We start from the raw sequence: 17,125 nt of genomic DNA, 5'->3' as shown, positions 1-17,125 counted from the left end.
GCACCATGTGGGCACTACAACTTGTGGTCGGGTCACCAGGCGGGCCCGCGTGAGGAGCCGGTCGTGTCCCTCTCACCCGGCGGCTCAGTCGGTCGAAGCGACCGACTGGTCGCGTGCCCCCTCCGGTGCGTCCTCCGGAGGGGCCTGCGTGTGGGCGGCACCCGCAAGGCCCTCGGAGCCGTCCGGGGCCGGGTGGGAGGCGTCAAGGGCCTCGGCCTCCATCGCCCCGTCGTCGATGCGCGAGGGACGCACGATCCACTCCGAACCCTGCTTGGGGGCGTCGGTCTCCGAATGCGCCCCACAGGCGTGGTCCAAACTGACCACGCGGCCGTCATCCTGGGCCCACTCGTTGGCGCACACGCCGAACAGGGTTCGTATGGTGCCGCTCATCTTCATCAGGAAACCGCAGGTCGAGCACGTGTGCTTCGGCACCCGGCCGGCGCCCGGCCCCTGCTCGGAGCCGTACCACCTGTTGACGGCCTGCTCGATGCCCTCCGCGGACAGCACTCGCGCCCGCCCCAGGCCCATCTCCTTGATCTCGGGCAGGTCCGGGTCCTCGCCGGTGTCCTCGAAGCCGGAGTCCAGGCGCTCATCCACGGCCTTGTAGGGCAGCTGGTCGGAACGCCCGAAGTCGCCGGGTCGGAGGCGCTGCTCCCACGGCACCCATTCGGGCGCCAGCAAGGCACCGTCGGAGGGCACCAGGTCGACCTCGCACACACTGACCTGACGTCCGCGCGGCACGCGGGCCAAGGACACTGCCCAGGCCCACCCGACGTAGCCGGGATCCGTGCACTCGAAGAGGTGGGTTCCCAATCGCTCGGCGTCCATGCGGAATGCCACGGGCTCTCCCACGTGTCCGGGGCGCGCGACCTGCTCGGCGGCCCGCCTGGCCACCTCCACCGCACCGGCCAGGGTCGCGTCCTTGCGGATCGACGAGGACTCAGGCATCGAAGTCCTCGGCGACGGCCCGGAGCACCTTGGCTATCTTCGACGCATTGTCCGGGTACTTGCCGGCGCGCAGAGGACGCGAGGAGGCGTCGAGCAACTTGATGAGGTCCTCGATGACGGGGACCATCGCCTCGGGTTTGCGTCGCTGGTTGCGAGCAACGGAGGGCGAGTCGGCCAGGAAACGCACCGAAAGTGCCTGCGGACCCTTGCGGCCGTCAGCCACTCCGTACTCGACACGGGCCCCCTTTCGGGGATTGGGCACGTCCGCGGGCAAGGCGGAGGCGTGCAGGAAGACTTGGGCACCGTCGTCGCCGGCGATGAAACCGAAGCCACGATCCACGTCGAAGAACTTCACCCTTCCGGTGGGCACAGTGCACTCCTTTCCACATGAGGGGCCAAAAGCCGGTTCCCCCAGTGTAGTGGGCCATCCAGCGGGGCGTCGCCCGCCCTCGTGACGAGGGCGCCCCGCCCCGGTGGCGGATGAGGGGGCAGGCGGACCACCCCCTCAGGCGGTGATCACAGGTAGTCGAAGGGGTTGAAGTCGTCGACGTCGATGATGTGGATGCGTGGCAGCTTCACCTGGAAGGCGTCGACGTCGTACTCCAGGTCGAGGATCTGCAGGCCCTTGTCCTTGAGTTCCTGCAATTGGCTGGAGACGAACTCGCGAAAGCCCATCACGGCCACGTTGCGGCCAGCGTCCAACAGGGCCTCGACCTGGGGGACGAAGTCGCCGTCGTGGCTGGCCAGGATGACCGACCCGGACTCCAGTTCGGCGATGGCCTCCAGGGTCCGCTGCACACCCACGTCGACGACCTTCATGTCCTCAGGGCCTGCCAGGGGGATCACGTCGTAGTTCATCGCGGTCAGCGCCTGCACGAATCCCATGGGCAGGAAGCCCGAGGAACCGTTGAGGAAGAACAATCCCTTGGCGCTGCTGCCCCACTGACGGGCGGCGGCAGCCATCACGCGGTCCCAGCGCGGGCGCTCCTCAGGGGCGGGTCTGCGGTCCAGGACCGACAGGCCCAAGGTGGCGTCGATGTTCTCACCGTCGATGACCAGGTACGTCTTTTCTCCATATGGCGTTTCCATACCCCAAGGCTATGTCCTCCAAGCTGCGGACATGGGCAAGGGGAGGGGATGAATTCCCCTCCCCCCGACCCAAGCGGTGACCTCACGGGCTCACTTGACGTCCTCGTCCACCCAGTCGAAGGTCCGCGTCACGGCCTTCTTCCACAGGCGGTAGGTGCGGTCGCGTTCGGCGCGATCCATCGACGGCGTCCAGCGCTTGTCCTCCTGCCAGTTGGCGATGACGTCGTCGGTGCCGTTCCAGAAGCCCACCGCGATGCCCGCCGCGTAGGCGACGCCCAGAGCGGTGGTCTCGGCGACGACCGGGCGGATGACGTCCACGCCGGAGATGTCCGCCTGGAACTGCATGACCAGGTCGTCCACCGTCATGCCGCCGTCGACCTTGAGTTCCTTGAGCGGAACACCGGCGTCGGCATTCATCGCCTCGATGAGTTCTGCCGACTGGAAGGCCGTGGACTCCTCCACCGCTCGGGCGATGTGCGCCTTGGTCACGTAGCGGGTCAGCCCCACGATGGCGCCGCGGGCGTCGTCACGCCAGTAGGGGGCGAACAGGCCGGAGAAAGCCGGGACGAAGTACACGCCACCGTTGTCCTCGACCGTGCTGGCGAGCTCGCCGATCTCGGAGGACTTGACGATGATGCCCAGGTTGTCACGCAGCCACTGGACCAGCGAGCCCGCAACGGCCACGGAACCTTCAAGGGCGTACACGGGCTTCTCGTCACCCAGCTTGTACAGCACCGTGGTCAGCAGGCCGTTGGTGGAGAAGACCGGTTCCTCGCCGGTGTTCATCAGCGTGAAGCAGCCGGTGCCGTAGGTGTTCTTCGCCATGCCCACCTCGAAGCAGGCCTGGCCGAAGGTCGCGGCCTGCTGGTCGCCGAGGATGCCGGAGATCGGCACGCCGGCCAGAAGACCGTTGGAGCGGCCGTGGCCGTAGATCTCGGAGGAGGACTTGATCTCGGGCAGCATCGACATGGGGATGCCGAAGTCGGCACAGATGTCCTCACGCCACTGCAGGGTGCGCACGTCCATGAGCAGGGTGCGCGAGGCGTTGGTGACGTCGGTGGCGTGCACGCCACCGTTGACGCCGCCGGTGAGGTTCCACAGGACCCACGTGTCGGGGGTGCCGAAGAGCAGGTCGCCGGCCTCGGCGCGCTCGCGGGCGCCCTCGACATTGTCGAGGATCCACTTGACCTTCGTGGCCGAGGGGTAGGTGGAGATGTTCTCGCCGGTGATCTGGCGGTAACGCTCGGTGCCCAGGGGGTCGCCGGCGGCGATCTCACGGGCGATGTCACCGGTGCGCACGTCCTGCCAGACGAGGGCGTTGTACACGGGCTCGCCGGTGTTCCTGTCCCAGACGATCGTCGTCTCACGCTGGTTCGTGATGCCGACGGCGGCCAGGTGGTCCTTGTTGATCTCCGCCTTCTGGAGGGCTTCGGCGACGACCGAGCGGACCGACTCCCAGATTTCGACGGGGTCGTGCTCCACCCAGCCCGGATTCGGGAAGATCTGGGTGAATTCCTTCTGGCCGACCGAGACGATCTCGCCCGAGTGGTTGAAGACGATGGCGCGGCTGGAGGTCGTTCCCTGGTCGATCGCCAGGACGAACTTCTCTTCAGACATGTGACGGTGTTTCCCTTCTGTTCACTTCTTCGTGAGGTGGGGACGAGGACGGGGCAGGAGACCCTCGTGTCCCGTCCTCGTCAAGGCACGGACGCGACTCAGGCCAGGCCGGAGGTGAAGACGATGACGGTGCCCAGGACGGCGCCGAGGATCGGGCCGACGACGGGGACCCACGAGTAGCTCCAGTCGGAACCGCCCTTGCCCTTGATGGGCAGGATGGCGTGGGCGATTCGGGGGCTGAGGTCACGCGCGGGGTTGATGGCGTATCCGGTCGGGCCACCCAGGGAGGTGCCGATGACGACGATGATCAGGGCGACACCCAGCGGGCCGACGGCGGTTTCGGTGTAGCCGGAGACGTAGATCCAGATGATGAGGACGGCGGTGCCGATGGCCTCGGTGACGACGTTCCATCCGTAGGCGCGGATCTCGGGTCCGGTGGAGAAGACTCCGAGTTTGAGGGCCGGGTCGCAGTCCTCGTCGAAGTGCTTCTTGAAGGTCAGCCAGCACAGGATCGCGCCGACGAAGGCTCCCAGGAACTGGGCGACGATGTAGATGGCGACATTCGCTCCGGTCACGGCCACGCCGGTGGCAAGTTCGACCTCGGGCTTGAACATGTGGCCGACCACCTTGGCGATGGTCACGGCCGGGTTGAGGTGACCACCTGTGGGGTAGGCGACGTAGACGCCGGCCAGGACGGCCAGGCCCCACCCCCAGTTGATCATGAGCCAGCCGCCGCCCTTGCCCTTGGACTTGGGCAGGAGCTGCGTGGCGACAACGCCGCCACCGAGCAGGAGGAGGATCGCGGTTCCGAGGAACTCGGAGATGAAGATCCGGCCCAGGCTCGGCGCCGCTTCAGCTGCGGCAGCGGGGAGAAGTGTTGCGAGCACTGTGATCTGCCTTTCTCGACGCATCATTGCGTCGGATCAGGAATGTGGTGGTTCGAGCACCGTGCGGTGCCTCGTCGGGCGCGTGCGCGACCGGTGAAAATGCGTCTCGAATGGGCGGGACGTGCGCATTCAGTATCCCGTCGTCATGACGGTTGTCATGACGATTGGGCGATCGTGCACGTTGACCCAGCGACACTTGAACATATGACCATTGAGCGGTGACCTGCGCCTGCTTCCCGTCGGCACGGCCTCTGACCACCCGGGGTTCGGGCGATGCCGGACCCTGCGACGCGCACCCCGACCAGCCCCGTGTCAGAATCGAAGTGATGACCATGCGTGACGAACAGGCCCACGAAGCGGCCTCGATGTACTACCTCCAGGGCCAGACCATGGAGGCGATCGCCAAGCACTTCAGCATCTCCCGGTCCTCCGTCTCCCGACTGCTGGCATACGCCCGCGAGACCGGACTGGTGACGATCCGCGTGGCCCCCGCCCCCGGCAGGCACTCGACCCTGGCCGGCCGGATCAGCGACATGTTCGGCATCACCACCCACGTCACCCCGGTCAGCAGCATCCACACCGAAGTCAACCGACTGCACAACGTCGCCCTCGTCGCCGCACAACGACTGGTCGACCTCATGAAACCGGGAACCACACTGGGCATCGCCTGGGGAAACACGACCACCGAGGTCACCCTGTGTCTGCCCCACGTGCCCTTCCCCGGATCCTCCGTGGTCCAACTCAACGGAGCCGCCACCGCAACCGAATCCGGCGTCCTGTACGCCGACGCCCTCATTTCACGTGCAGCCGCCGCCTTCAGAGCCCGCACCATCCACTTCCCCGTCCCCGCCTTCTTCGACTACGCCTCCACGAAGGAGGCCATGTGGCGTGAACGGGCCATCCGCCGCGTCCTCGACACCATCGCCTCCTGCGACATCGCCCTGTTCGGAGTGGGATCGCTGTCCGCAGCCCTGCCCTCCCACGTGTACTCCGGCGGCTTCCTGGCGCCCGGGGAGATCGCCAAGGCCCAGGAGGACGGAGTCGTCGGAGACGTGTGCACCGTCCTCATCCGCAAGGACGGGTCCACCGACATGGAGCTCAACAGCCGCGCCTCCGGTCCGCCCACCGAGATCCTGCGCAAGATCCCGCACCGCGTGTGCGTGGTCGCCGGAGCCTCCAAGGCGCTGCCGCTGCTGGGGGCCCTGCGCGCAGGAGTGGTCACCGACCTCGTCCTGGACGACGGTGCCGCACGCGCCCTGCTGGACCTTGCCGCCACCAAGGGCTCCAGCGCGCGCACAATGGAACGATGATGACCGAAACCGTGTCGATCCGCCCCGCCAAACCTGCGGATGCGCGGGCGATCGCGGACCTGGTCCACCCCTACGCATTGCGACGCATCCTCGTGTCCAAGGAACTCATCGACTACTTCGAGGACATCCAGGAATTCCTGGTCGCCGTGGAACCCACCACCGGACGCCTCATCGGCTGCGGTGCCCTGCACGTCATGTGGGACGACATCGCCGAAGTGCGAACCCTTGCCGTGACCCCCGACCACCTGCACTCGGGCCTGGGACACAGGCTGCTCACCTCCCTGCTGGCCCGGGCCCGCCAACTGGAACTCCAAAGGGTCTTCTGCCTCACCTTCGAGGTCGACTTCTTCGCCCGCCACGGATTCGAGGTCATCGAAGGGACCCCTGTGGGCCAGGACGTGTACGCGCAGATGTTGCGCTCCCACGACGACGGTGTGAAGGAATTCCTCGACCTGGCGGCCTACAAACCCAACACATTGGGCAACACGCGCATGCTCATGGACCTCACCCGGAACTGAGGCGCGCCCGGGTGCTCGACGCAGTGTCGATTGCGCGCCGCGGACCCGCCTTCGTCCCCGCCCTGGAGGCCCTCGGGTCCGCCCAACCCGTATTTTGCAACTTGGACGATCCGGAATCCGTGTGTCAGCCACCCTCCCAAGACCTTGAGATTGCTTGCCGACCTGCCCCGACGGCGCCACGGGTCTAGGTTTGAGGCAACCGCCTCCGCGCGGGCAATGCCGCCCAGGAAGGAACTGCCGATGAGAATCGCACTGTTCGCCACCTGCATCGGGGACACCATGTTCCCGCAAGCGCCGATGGCCACCGTTCACCTGCTCGAACGCCTTGGTCACGAGGTCGTCTTCCCCGACTCGCAGGGATGCTGCGCACAGATGCACGTCAACACGGGGTACTTCCCCGAGGCCATCCCGCTGGTGAAGAACCACGTGAAGACCTTCGAGCCGGTGCTCGACGGCGAATGGGACGCGATCGTGGTGCCCTCCGGTTCATGCACCGGATCCCTTCGCCACCAGCAGGAAATGGTCGCCAAAGCGCAGGGAATGCCCGGAATGGCGCGACGTGCGGCGCTCATTGCCGAACACACCTTCGACCTGTCCGAACTGCTGGTCGACCTCATGGGAATCACCGACGTGGGCGCCTACTTCCCCCACCGGGTCACCTACCACCCGACCTGCCACTCCCTGCGCATTGCCCGCGTGGGCGACAAGCCCCGGCGTCTGCTCCAGGCGGTGGAGGCCATCGACCTGGTCGACCTGCCCGAAGCCGAGTCCTGTTGCGGCTTCGGCGGCACCTTCTCCGTGAAGAACCACGAGACCTCCTCGGCGATGCTCACCGACAAGATGGCGAACGTCTTGTCGACCAAGGCCGAGATCCTCACCGCCGGTGACTATTCCTGCCTCATGCACATCGCGGGCGGACTCTCACGGGCCCGCGCGGGTGTGCGCGCCATGCACCTCGCGGAAATCCTCGCCGGCACCCGAGACGAACCTTGGGAAGCACCCACCACCACGACGCGACTGGGGGCATGACGACAATGGCCACCAATGACACGACGACCTCGTCGACCATCACCGAAGGACCCCGCGGCTGGGCGCCGTCGGTACCCACCCCTGAAGACCCCCTGAAGTGGGGCGACAACTTCCCCACAGCCGCTGCGCGAACCCTGCGCAACACGCAGATGCGCCGCAACCTTGGCCACGCCACCCGCACGATCCGCGACAAGCGGGCCATGCGTGTGGCCGAAATGCCCGACTGGGAGCAGCTGCGCCTGGCCGGATCCGCCATCAAGAACCGGGCCATGAGCCATCTGCCCGAGCTGCTCGAACAGATGGAGGCCAATGTCATCGCCCGGGGCGGACACGTCCACTGGGCCTCCACCGGCGAAGAGGCGTGCCGCATCGCCCACTCCATCGCCGCGCTCAAGGGCGCCACCGAAGTGGTCAAGGTCAAGTCCATGGTCTCCCAGGAGATCGGCCTCAACGAGTACTTCGCCGAGCGCGGCATCAACGCCTGGGAGACCGACCTGGCCGAGATGATCGTCCAGCTCTCCGAGGACATGCCCAGCCACATCGTGGTTCCCGCCATCCACCGCAATCGCTCCGAAGTGCGCGCCATCTTCAAGGCACGTATGGAGGACGCACCCGAGGACCTCAGCGACGAGCCGCCGGTGCTCACCGCGGCCGCCCGCGCGCACCTGCGCAAGAAGTTCCTTTCGGCCAAGGTGGCGATCTCCGGGGCGAACATGATGATCGCCGAGTCCGGGACGCTGGTCGTCGTCGAATCCGAAGGCAACGGCCGCATGTGTCTGACCGTGCCCGAGACCCTGGTGTCCATCGTCGGCATCGAGAAGATCGTCCCCACCTACCAGGACTTCGAGGTCATCGCCCAGTTGCTGCCGCGCAGCGCCACCGGCGAGCGCATGAACCCCTACACCTCGCTGTGGACGGGAGTCACCCCCGGGGACGGACCCCAGGAGTTCCACCTGATCCTGCTGGACAACGGGCGCTCGAAAGTCCTGGCGGACCCGATCGGACGGCAGGCACTGCACTGCATCCGCTGCGGATCCTGCATGAATGTCTGCCCGGTCTACGAGCACGTGGGCGGACACGCCTACCAGAGCGTCTACCCCGGGCCGATCGGCGCGATCCTCACTCCCCAACTGCGTGGCGCCTTCGACCACCACGACCCGGCGGCCTCGCTGCCATTCGCCTCCTCCCTGTGCAATGCGTGCTTCGACGCCTGTCCCATGCGGATCAACATCCCGGACGTGCTGGTCGAGCTGCGTCACCGCGCAGTCGAGGCCCAGCGCGGCGGCATCCCGAGCTTCTGGGACGTGGCGATGAAGGCGGCGTCGGTGCCGATGTCGAAAGGCTCGCGCATGGGCATGGCCGGCAAGGTCCTGCCTCTGGCGCGCGTCATGGCCGGTCCAGGACAGCGTTTCGTCAACCTGCCGTGGCCGGCGACCGCCTGGTCCGCCACGCGTGACGTGCCGGCCCCACCGGGACAGACCTTCCGCGCGTGGATGGCTGAACGTGACAAGACCGGTTCTGCCCCGAGTGGGCGTGGTGCTTCCGGGCGCGGTGGAGCCTGTGGCTGCTGCGGTCAAGGAGGAAAGTGATGAGCGACGACAAGCGGAAGATCCTGGCGGCCCTGCGTCAGTCCCTGTCCACGTCCCAACATGCGGCGCCCCCGGACACGGTCGAGCGGCTCTACCGGCGCGAAGGCGAGGACGCTCCCGGTTCCGCGCCGGTCCTGGCCGAGTTCGTCGCCGCACTTGAGGACTACTCCGCCGAGGTCGCCCAGGTTCCGGCCTCCGGCGTGGCCGAAGCCGTCGCCACATTCCTTGACGAGGCCGATGCCCGTTCGGTCGTCGTCCCGCACGGCCTGGACGCGTCCTGGGTCAAGGCGGCGGGCGCCTCCGGTCGCGAGTTGCTCACCGATTCGGTGGAGACCCCTGTGGACAAGATGCGCCTGGCCGAGGTCGACGCCGTGGTCACCGCATCTCGGACGGCGGTTTCCCTGTCGGGTGCCATCGCCCTGGACGGCGAGGCAGACCAGGGCAGGCGCATCATCACGCTGCTGCCCGACGTGCATGTGTGTGTCGTCGACGCCTCCACGGTCCAACCGACGGTTCCCCAGGCGGTCAAGATCCTCGGCGAGCATCCACAGCGTCCGACCACGTGGTTGGCGGGAGGTTCGGCCACGTCGGACATCGAGCTGGTGCGAGTCAACGGGGTCCACGGGCCGCGGCGCCTGCGGGTCGTCCTGGTCACCGATCGGTGAACATCGCAGGAGGGCCCTCGCCCGAGCCCCTGCGCGCCCGCGTCATCGTCCTGGCCGGGCCGTCAGGCTCCGGGAAGACCTCCCTGTCGACCCGCACGGGGATTCGCTCCCTGTCGCTGGACCACTTCTACAAGGACGACACGGCGCCGGACATGCCGCGTTACCCGTCGGGCCTCATCGATTGGGACGACCCCGCCTCGTGGTGGGCGGAGGAGGCTTTCGAGGCGCTGGTGGAGATCTGCCGCACCGGTTCGGCGCAGGTGCCGCTGTACGACATTCCGTCGAACAGGCGCACTGCGGTGCGCACCTGGGCCCTTGACGAGGGCGAGAAGGTGTTCATCGCGGAGGGCATCTTCGCAAGCCAATTGGTCGGGCGCCTGCGCGATGCGGGGGTCCTGGCCGATGCCCTGTGCATTGCGCGTTCGCCCTTGCGCAACATGTGGTTCCGCCTGCTGCGCGACTTGGGCGAGGGGCGAAAGGCCGCTCATGTCCTGTTGTGGCGCGGGGTCGTGCTTGCCACGAAGGAGCCGGCGCTGCTGCGCCAGTGGCAGGCCGATGGCTGCCGTCCCGTGCACTCCCTGGACGAGGCCGCCCAAGTCCTGCACACCCTGGCCACCTGACCTCCTCCCCTCTTCCGCGAGACTCGTCCGCCATTCCGTGAGATTCGGCCGTCGATCACCCTGTCGGGGAATCTGCGCACCACACGACCACGAGGGCGGGTCCCACGAAGGACGAGGATGAGAACGGGCCCGGCGGAGGGGCGTTTCCCCTCCGCCGGGCCCTCCCGACTGGCGCGTCAGGCGATGACGCCTGTGCAGACCTTGGCGCCTGCCTCAGCACGGCCGGTCGTCACGGACACATCCTTGATCTGCTTGCGCTTGGAGAAGACCACAGGAGTGATCGGGTCCCGCCCCGACTCACGCACTGCCGCGACGTCCACGCGTATGACGGGCTGCCCCGCCTCCAGCTGGTCGCCATCGGAGGCCAGAGCCTCGAAACCCTTGCCGCCCATTTCGACCGTCTCCAGTCCGATGTGGACCAGCAACTCGACGCCCTCGTCGCTGACCATGCCGAATGCGTGGAGGGTCCTGAAGACCTTGACCAAGCGACCCGACACGGGGGCGCACACCTCAACGGTGGTGGCGTCGGCAGCAGGGATGACGGCGAAACCCTCACCCAGCATTCCCTGTGCGAACACGGGGTCCGGCACGTCACGCACCGCGACGACCTCGCCCGAGAAGGGCACGGACACGGTGAGCTTCTTCTTTCCGAAACCGAACACGGCGACTCCTCCGGTGTCGACTCAGACGGCCTGCTCGCCGCGCAACTCGACAGAGCTGGAGGCAAGGACGCGGGCCACCTCGTCGTAGACGAACTGGACCTGTGTGCCGACGACGACCTGCACCGACTTCTGCGACGGGCGGATGATTCCGGCCACACCAGCCTGCTTGATGACGCTCTCCTTGACCAGCGCATGGTCCTTGACCGTCACGCGAAGGCGGGTCGCGCAGTAGTCGATCGCCTCGATGTTCGCCGCGCCACCCAGGCCCTGGAGAATCTGCAGGGCCGAGTCCGAAGGTTCGACGCCCTCGGCCAACTCGGCGCCCTCGTCGTCGTCCTCACCGCGACCAGGGGTCTTCAGGTTGAGGATCGGGATGAGGAAGTAGAAGACCGTGAAGTAGATGACGGCCCACACCAGGCCCTGGACCAGCAGCATCCACCACTGATTGGCCACAGGGTTGCTCGAGGACAGGAACATGTCGAAGGCGCCGGCGGAGAAACCGAAGCCCGCGGTCCAGTGCATGGCGGCGGACACCGCCACCGAGATTCCGGTGAGGACGGCGTGCACCAGGTACAGCACCGGGACCACGAACATGAAGGAGAACTCGAGGGGTTCGGTCACACCGGTGAGGAACGAGGCCAGCGCTCCGGCCAGCATCAGCGAGCCGACAATCCTCTTGCGCTTGGAGTCGGCACGCAGGTACATGGCCAAGGCCGCAGCCGGCAGGCCGAACATCATCACCGGGAAGAAGCCGGCCTGGTACATGCCGACATAGCCCTGGACCAGGCACTGGGAGCCGTCCCACACACCCGGGCAGGTGGCGGCGTCGGTGGCGGCCTTGGCGGCCTCAATGGTCTTGCCGCCGGCCAGGAAGTCACCGATGTCGTTGATGCCGATGACGTCGAACCAGAAGATCTGGTTCAGGGCGTGGTGCAGACCGGAGGGGATCAGGAGTCGGTTGAAGAAGCCGTAGATGCCGGCGCCGATGGCGCCCTGTCCGACGATCCACTGACCGAAGTGGAAGAGCAGCGAGTACAGGAACGGCCACACGAAGTAGAGGATGCCGGACAGGATCATCGAGAAGAACGAGGTGAGGATCGGCACCAGGTGGCGCCCGGAGAAGAAGGCCAGCGCGTCGGGCAGCTTCGTCTTGTGGAAGTTGTTGTAGACCCATGCGGCCAGGACACCCACGAGGATACCGATTAGGGGGTTGCCGCTGTTGATCTTGCTCCACCCCTCGGCGGCCCAGGCCAACTTCTCCGGTTCGGCAAGCTCTTCCAGGTTCAGACCGCGGTATCCGGCGACGGCCTTCTCACTGAGCAGTGCGGTGACGGTGCTGTAGCCGATGAAGCCCGACAGGGCGGCAGCACCGTTGGAGTCCTTTGCCAGGCCGAAGGCGATGGCCATGGCGAAGATCCATCCGAGGTAGTCGAGGACTGCGCCGCCGGCCTTGATGAGGATGGCGGCAATGATGCTCTTCTCGCCCCAGCCCTCAGGGTCGATGAGGTAGCCGATGCCCAGCAGCAGGGCGGCGACGGGCAGAACCGCCACCGCGCCCATGAGGGCCTTCCCCAGCTTCTGGAGCGGGGCCATGATCGCGTCCATGTGGACTCTCCTTCGAGTTGCGATGCAGGTGTGTTTTCAGGGATTGCGGCGGGCCAGGTCCTGGCGCCAACCGTGCAGGAAGACGGCCGTGTGGGCCGCCTCCCCGTTCTTGAGGGCCACAGGCGTGTTCTGGTCGCCCACAAGAAGTTCGAGGATCGCTTCGGCCTGCTCGTACTCGTCATGCAGGTCACGGCGAATGGACATGAAGGCGGCGTTCGCGCGCAACTCGGCCTTGCCGGCCCTGTCGGCCAGCCGTGCCAAGTGGGCGGTGAGCTCGCGCCGCGAGGTCTCGTCGATGGGCGAGGACGGCCCCACCAGGCGGCGTCGTACGGTTTCGGCGAGGTCGGCCAAGGCGTTGGCCTGGCTCAGGGGTTGTTTGACGGGCGCTCCGGTGGATGCGGCACGCAGGTGCAGGGTGACGAAGGCGGCCTCGTCAATGGGCAGATCCAGGCCGAGGCGCGAATTCACGTGGCGCAGGAGGACTTCGGCGGCGACGAACTCTCGGGGGAAGCGAGCGCTGATCTCCGCCAGCAGGGGGTTCTCGATGGTCTCACCCTCCCTCAGGCGCGCCACGGCGAAGGCCAAGTGGTCGGTGAGCATGAGGTAGACGGAGGGGTGCAGGTTTCCGAGCTGCTCCTCGGCCAGTTCCAGGCCGCCGGAGATGGCGGCCAGCAGGTCGGGACTGATGGAGCTGAGCAGGTTGACGTACTGCATGTGGTCCGGGCCCACGGCCACGTACTGTTCCTGGACGAGGTCGGGGGTGATGCGGTCGCCCGCCTTGCGCCCGAATCCAATGCCTTTGCCGACGAGGATCGTGGGGATGTCGGATCCGTCGGCCACAGCGGCCACGGCATTGTTGTTGAGGGCGTGCGTGACCCGATAGGTGTGCGCCACCTCGTGCGCGCGTTCCTCGGTCACCTGTGCTCCTCCTCGAGCGGGCCTGACGTCGGCGTGTCCAGCCGGCGTCTTCCCCCGGTGATGCCTGCCGCACAGTGACACCCGAAGATCAGAAGATCGGTATCACTGTAAAGCATGTTCGGACGCGTTCACGCCAAATGCGAGGTCGATACCGGAACTGGGGTGCTTCAGGCGAAGCCGAACAGGGGTGGGAAGGCCAGAGCCACGATGCCCGCCCAAGCGCCGAAGACCGGCAGGGCCAGCGACTGCCAACGCTCCAGTGGGCGCGCGGAACCGCCCCGCAGGACCTGCAGGTATCCGACCAGTGCCCCCACCAGGTGCACGAGCAGCAGCAGGTTGAGCACCAGGGCTGCAAGCTTGTTGGGCGAGGCCCCGTATTCCCACAGGCGCCCGGACATGGCCCACAGCAGCAGGACGTCCACGACGATTCCGGCCAGGACCAGGACGACCTGCATGAGGTCCAGGGCTCGCGGTCGCGCGTCATGGGGCCGGGCCGACACGGTGAACAGGACGATGGCTTCGACGACGATCAGCAGTGCGTCGAATGCGATGAGGACCGACCGGTCCACGTCGACGGGGTTGCCGGTGACGGCGACGACCACGAGGTAGCTGACCAGGACCAGCGTCATGACAGGTGTGAAGAGTGCGGTCAGGACCGGGGCGACGTTTTCGGTGGCGGCCTTCTTGAGTTTGACCAGCCATGCGCACACGAGGATCGCTCCGACGGCGCAGGTGACGTAGATCCAGCTGAGGACGTCGGCCAGGCCGTCGGAGGCGCGGATGCCGATGGCTTCGAACATGGCGATGAGAAGGGCCAGGACGACTCCTCCTCCCAGGGCCGTCAGGACGTAGAAGATGATTCCTTCTCCGAGGAATCGCACCCATTCCATCCACGCGTCGAGGTCGCGCCAGCGCGCCCCCAGGTGCACGGTCCCCACGGCGACCAGGATGAGGACCGGCAGGTGGGTCGCGGTGAGTACAAGGGTTTGGCCGGCGCCGACCGTCGGGTACAGGGTGGCTGCCAAGGCTCCTGCGACGAGGAGGAGGCCGGGCAGGAGTGGGGCGAAGCGGTCGCGGCTGCGTGCGGTGAGTCCGAGGAACATGGACAGTGCCGCCAGGGGGATCAGGGTGGCGCCACGTTGGACGGCCTCTCCGGGAAGGCGCAGTGGGTCGACGGCGAGGGCGTGGGTGAGGAGGCCGGCCACCAGGCCGATGCCGAGGGCGAGGGCGAGGTGCCATGGCGGGTTCGCTGCGCCCAGGGCGTCTGCGGCGGTGACGGATGCCTGGTTCCATGCGCGTTCGGGGTGGGCATGGAGGTATTCCTCGGCGACGACTCCTCCGTTGCCGAGGCGGTGGCGTGCGACGAGCATTGCTTCATCCGGGCTGAGGCCCAAGTGTGTGAGGTCTTCGTATTGGCTGCGCAGGTGGTCTTCGAGTTCGTCGAGGTCCCGTGCGGACAGACCACGTGTGCGTGAGAGTTCGTCACGCCAAGCTCGGATGCCTGCGGTGAGGGTGTCATCAGCAGTGTGCACGGCGTTCCACTTCCGTTCCGCCCTCGGGGACGAGGCCCTTGAGGGTGCGTGTGACGAGGTCGAGGGCGTGGGTGCGTCCGTGGAGTTCGGCGGCGCCGGCCTCGGTGAGGGCGTAGTACTTGCGGCGGCGGCCGTTGTCGGCGGTGCCCCAGCGGCTGGTGATGAGGCCTTGGGCTTCGAGACGGTGGAGCAGGGGGTAGAGCATTCCTTCGCTCCAGTCGAGCTGTCCTTTCGAGGCGTGCTTGATGCGCCGCAGGATGGAGTAGCCGTACTCTTCACCACCTGCGAGGACACCGAGGACCATTGGGGTCGCCGCTGCCGCGACGAGGTCCTTGTTGACTCTCATCGCCACCCCCCTTCACCTAGAACTACAAGGTAGTGGACACCTTACGCCTCTAGGTGTGTACTGTCATCCCCAAGGACGCGGCCACTGAGACCCCACAGCGCACGGACGCCGCCCGAGGCTCTGCCCCGGGCGGCGTCGGCGTCCGCAGGTTCGGGCCTCAGAGCCGCTTGACCAGCGGGAAGGTGATGGTTTCGCGAATGCCCTGGCCGGTCAGGGCCATGAGCAGACGGTCAAGGCCCATGCCCATTCCACCGGCCGGAGGCATTCCGTACTCCATGGCCATCAGGAAGTCCTCGTCCAGGACCATGGCCTCCGGGTCGCCATTGGCGGCAGCCAGGGCCTGGGCCTCGAAACGCTGACGCTGGATGACCGGGTCCACCAGCTCCGAATAGGCCGTAGCCAGCTCGAAGCCGCGCACGTACAGGTCCCACTTCTCCACCAGGCCCTTCTTCGAGCGGTGACCTCGGGTCAGCGGGCTGGAATCCTCCGGGTAGTCGCGAACGAAGGTCGGCTCCCACAGGTCATCGCCCACGGCGGCCTCGAAGATCACCTCGGCTACCTTGCCCGGACCCCAGTGGTCGGCCACGTCCTCGCCCAGCTCCTCGGCGATCCTCACCAGCTCGTCCAGGGGGGTCTCCACGGTGAACTCGCGGCCGAGCTTGTCGGCGGTGGCCTCGAACATGGAGATCTCACGCCACGTGCCCGACAGGTCGTAGGTGGTGCCGTCGGCCAGGGTGACCACCTCGGTGCCCAGCGCGTCACGGGCCGCTTTCTGGATGAACTCGCGGGTGCGGGTGGCCATCGTGTCGTAGCTGCCGTAGGCCTCGTAGGCCTCCAGCATCGTGAATTCGGGGCTGTGCGAGGAGTCCGCCCCTTCGTTGCGGAAGTTCCGGTTGATCTCGAAGACCTTGTCCACGCCGCCGACAACCGCACGCTTGAGGAACAGCTCGGGCGCAATGCGCAGGAACAGTTCCGTGTCGTAGGCGTTCATGTGGGTCGAGAAGGGCCGGGCCGCCGCACCGCCGTGCAGGTTCTGCAGCATCGGCGTCTCGATCTCGATGAACCCGGCCTCGTCGAAGTAACTGCGCAAGGACTTCACCACGGCGGCACGCATGCGCACCATGTCTCGGGCCGCGGGCCGCACGATCATGTCCAGGTAACGGCGGCGGATGCGCATGTCCTCCGACAAGGACATCTCAGTGCCGTCCTCGGCCGTGTAGGTCTTGGGCAGCGGGCGCACCGACTTGGCGGCGAGCTTCCATGCGGGCACGGCCTCACCCTCGTCAACACCGGGAGTGAACAGACCCGCAGGGGCCACACCCGGGCAGGCCATGATCGACAGTTCTCCGCGGCGCGAACTGATGACCCGCCCGTGGACGAAGAGGTGGTCACCCAGGTCGACGTCCGCCTTGTAGGCCGCCAAGGATTCCTCGCCGACCTCGGCCAAGGAGAGCATCACCTGGATGCGCCGGCCGGCTCCGTCCTGCAGGGTCGCGAAGCAGAGCTTGCCGCCGTTGCGCGCCAGCATGACACGTCCGGCCAAGCCCACCTGGTCGGTGGTCTCCTCACCGGCTTCCAGGTGCCCGTAGGTGGCGCGCACCTGGGCGATGGTGGTCGTGATGGGCAGGACGACCGGGTAGGCCTCCTGTCCGGATGCCAGCAGGCGTTCACGCTTTTCTTCACGCACACGCACCTGTTCGGGGGTTTCGTCGGCCTCGGCGGTCATGTCGATGTCAGGATTCGGGGTCACGTCACTCACGTGGGCGAGTCTAGTCGGGCGGCCGCATCGA

The 17,125-nt window shown here is 66.9% G+C and carries 17 protein-coding genes; 6 read left to right on the top strand and 11 right to left on the bottom strand.

What is annotated here, in order from left to right:
• Positions 1-84 precede the first annotated feature (84 nt).
• The 5 genes from I6B53_RS02090 to I6B53_RS02070 form a co-directional block, all read right to left on the bottom strand.
• Positions 85-948: a DUF3027 domain-containing protein gene (locus I6B53_RS02090; RefSeq protein ID WP_216764627.1), complete on the bottom strand. Its 864-nt coding sequence runs from the start codon at positions 946-948 to the stop codon at positions 85-87.
• Positions 941-1,318 (bottom strand): cold-shock protein, encoded by a 378-nt coding sequence (locus I6B53_RS02085; protein ID WP_216764626.1) that lies wholly within the window; start codon positions 1,316-1,318, stop codon positions 941-943. The genes I6B53_RS02090 and I6B53_RS02085 overlap by 8 nt, the downstream gene beginning before the upstream one ends.
• Before the next feature lie 146 nt (positions 1,319-1,464).
• Positions 1,465-2,037, bottom strand: coding sequence for an NYN domain-containing protein (locus I6B53_RS02080; RefSeq protein WP_216764625.1), 573 nt, complete (start codon positions 2,035-2,037; stop codon positions 1,465-1,467).
• Positions 2,038-2,127: 90 nt separating this feature from the next.
• Positions 2,128-3,654: a glycerol kinase GlpK gene (glpK, locus tag I6B53_RS02075; RefSeq protein WP_216764624.1), complete on the bottom strand. Its 1,527-nt coding sequence runs from the start codon at positions 3,652-3,654 to the stop codon at positions 2,128-2,130.
• A 98-nt stretch (positions 3,655-3,752) separates the two neighbouring features.
• Entirely contained in the window at positions 3,753-4,541 is a 789-nt protein-coding gene (locus I6B53_RS02070) for an MIP/aquaporin family protein (RefSeq protein ID WP_216764623.1), read from the bottom strand.
• A gap of 326 nt (positions 4,542-4,867) precedes the next feature.
• On the opposite strand from I6B53_RS02070, the gene I6B53_RS02065 reads away from it, so the two are divergent.
• The 6 genes from I6B53_RS02065 (at position 4,868) to I6B53_RS02040 (ending at position 10,272) form a co-directional block, all read left to right on the top strand.
• Positions 4,868-5,851, top strand: coding sequence for a sugar-binding transcriptional regulator (locus I6B53_RS02065; protein WP_253953931.1), 984 nt, complete (start codon positions 4,868-4,870; stop codon positions 5,849-5,851).
• The gene (locus tag I6B53_RS02060) at positions 5,848-6,369 is read left to right on the top strand and encodes an amino-acid N-acetyltransferase (RefSeq protein WP_216764622.1); all 522 of its coding nucleotides are present in this window, start codon (positions 5,848-5,850) and stop codon (positions 6,367-6,369) included. Before I6B53_RS02065 ends, I6B53_RS02060 begins: the two co-directional genes overlap by 4 nt.
• Positions 6,370-6,609: 240 nt before the next feature.
• Positions 6,610-7,398, top strand: a complete 789-nt coding sequence (locus I6B53_RS02055; RefSeq protein WP_216764621.1) for a (Fe-S)-binding protein — start codon at positions 6,610-6,612, stop codon at positions 7,396-7,398.
• Positions 7,395-8,987: a LutB/LldF family L-lactate oxidation iron-sulfur protein gene (locus I6B53_RS02050; RefSeq protein WP_216764620.1), complete on the top strand. Its 1,593-nt coding sequence runs from the start codon at positions 7,395-7,397 to the stop codon at positions 8,985-8,987. The genes I6B53_RS02055 and I6B53_RS02050 overlap by 4 nt, the downstream gene beginning before the upstream one ends.
• Entirely contained in the window at positions 8,987-9,652 is a 666-nt protein-coding gene (locus I6B53_RS02045) for an LUD domain-containing protein (protein WP_216764619.1), read from the top strand. The genes I6B53_RS02050 and I6B53_RS02045 overlap by 1 nt, the downstream gene beginning before the upstream one ends.
• Positions 9,649-10,272, top strand: coding sequence for a uridine kinase (locus I6B53_RS02040; RefSeq protein ID WP_216764618.1), 624 nt, complete (start codon positions 9,649-9,651; stop codon positions 10,270-10,272). The genes I6B53_RS02045 and I6B53_RS02040 overlap by 4 nt, the downstream gene beginning before the upstream one ends.
• A gap of 176 nt (positions 10,273-10,448) precedes the next feature.
• On the opposite strand, the gene I6B53_RS02035 is transcribed toward I6B53_RS02040, so the two are convergent.
• From I6B53_RS02035 to I6B53_RS02010, 6 genes are all read right to left on the bottom strand, one after another.
• Positions 10,449-10,934: a PTS glucose transporter subunit IIA gene (locus I6B53_RS02035; protein WP_216764617.1), complete on the bottom strand. Its 486-nt coding sequence runs from the start codon at positions 10,932-10,934 to the stop codon at positions 10,449-10,451.
• Positions 10,935-10,955: 21 nt separating this feature from the next.
• Positions 10,956-12,539 carry an N-acetylglucosamine-specific PTS transporter subunit IIBC gene (gene nagE, locus I6B53_RS02030; protein WP_216764616.1) on the bottom strand — a complete coding sequence of 528 codons (1,584 nt, stop codon included), beginning with the start codon at positions 12,537-12,539 and terminating at the stop codon, positions 10,956-10,958.
• A 36-nt stretch (positions 12,540-12,575) separates the two neighbouring features.
• Positions 12,576-13,457 carry a PRD domain-containing protein gene (locus I6B53_RS02025; RefSeq protein ID WP_216764615.1) on the bottom strand — a complete coding sequence of 294 codons (882 nt, stop codon included), beginning with the start codon at positions 13,455-13,457 and terminating at the stop codon, positions 12,576-12,578.
• Between the two features lie 167 nt (positions 13,458-13,624).
• Positions 13,625-14,989, bottom strand: coding sequence for a permease prefix domain 1-containing protein (locus I6B53_RS02020; RefSeq protein ID WP_216764614.1), 1,365 nt, complete (start codon positions 14,987-14,989; stop codon positions 13,625-13,627).
• On the bottom strand, positions 14,976-15,335 hold the full coding sequence (locus tag I6B53_RS02015) for a PadR family transcriptional regulator (RefSeq protein ID WP_216764613.1): 360 nt from the start codon (positions 15,333-15,335) through the stop codon (positions 14,976-14,978). The genes I6B53_RS02020 and I6B53_RS02015 overlap by 14 nt, the downstream gene beginning before the upstream one ends.
• Before the next feature lie 157 nt (positions 15,336-15,492).
• Positions 15,493-17,061 carry a lysine--tRNA ligase gene (locus I6B53_RS02010; protein ID WP_216765288.1) on the bottom strand — a complete coding sequence of 523 codons (1,569 nt, stop codon included), beginning with the start codon at positions 17,059-17,061 and terminating at the stop codon, positions 15,493-15,495.
• Between the last annotated feature and the right edge of the window lie 64 nt (positions 17,062-17,125).

The organism is Schaalia sp. 19OD2882 (assembly GCF_018986735.1).
Taxonomy (GTDB): Bacteria; Actinomycetota; Actinomycetes; order Actinomycetales; family Actinomycetaceae; genus Pauljensenia.
This window is presented reverse-complemented; position numbering and strand designations above follow the sequence as displayed.

Excerpts from the sequence above, each read along its gene's own strand:
- I6B53_RS02090 (WP_216764627.1), bottom strand. The coding sequence starts at position 948 with ATGCCTGAGTCCTCGTCGATCCGCAAGGACGCGACCCTGGCCGGTGCG.
- glpK (WP_216764624.1), bottom strand. The coding sequence starts at position 3,654 with ATGTCTGAAGAGAAGTTCGTCCTGGCGATCGACCAGGGAACGACCTCC.
- nagE (WP_216764616.1), bottom strand. The coding sequence starts at position 12,539 with ATGGACGCGATCATGGCCCCGCTCCAGAAGCTGGGGAAGGCCCTCATG.
- I6B53_RS02010 (WP_216765288.1), bottom strand. The coding sequence starts at position 17,061 with ATGACCGCCGAGGCCGACGAAACCCCCGAACAGGTGCGTGTGCGTGAA.
- I6B53_RS02045 (WP_216764619.1), top strand. The coding sequence starts at position 8,987 with ATGAGCGACGACAAGCGGAAGATCCTGGCGGCCCTGCGTCAGTCCCTG.
- I6B53_RS02015 (WP_216764613.1), bottom strand. The coding sequence starts at position 15,335 with ATGAGAGTCAACAAGGACCTCGTCGCGGCAGCGGCGACCCCAATGGTC.
- I6B53_RS02055 (WP_216764621.1), top strand. The coding sequence starts at position 6,610 with ATGAGAATCGCACTGTTCGCCACCTGCATCGGGGACACCATGTTCCCG.
- I6B53_RS02050 (WP_216764620.1), top strand. The coding sequence starts at position 7,395 with ATGACGACAATGGCCACCAATGACACGACGACCTCGTCGACCATCACC.
- I6B53_RS02080 (WP_216764625.1), bottom strand. The coding sequence starts at position 2,037 with ATGGAAACGCCATATGGAGAAAAGACGTACCTGGTCATCGACGGTGAG.
- I6B53_RS02060 (WP_216764622.1), top strand. The coding sequence starts at position 5,848 with ATGATGACCGAAACCGTGTCGATCCGCCCCGCCAAACCTGCGGATGCG.
- I6B53_RS02065 (WP_253953931.1), top strand. The coding sequence starts at position 4,868 with ATGACCATGCGTGACGAACAGGCCCACGAAGCGGCCTCGATGTACTAC.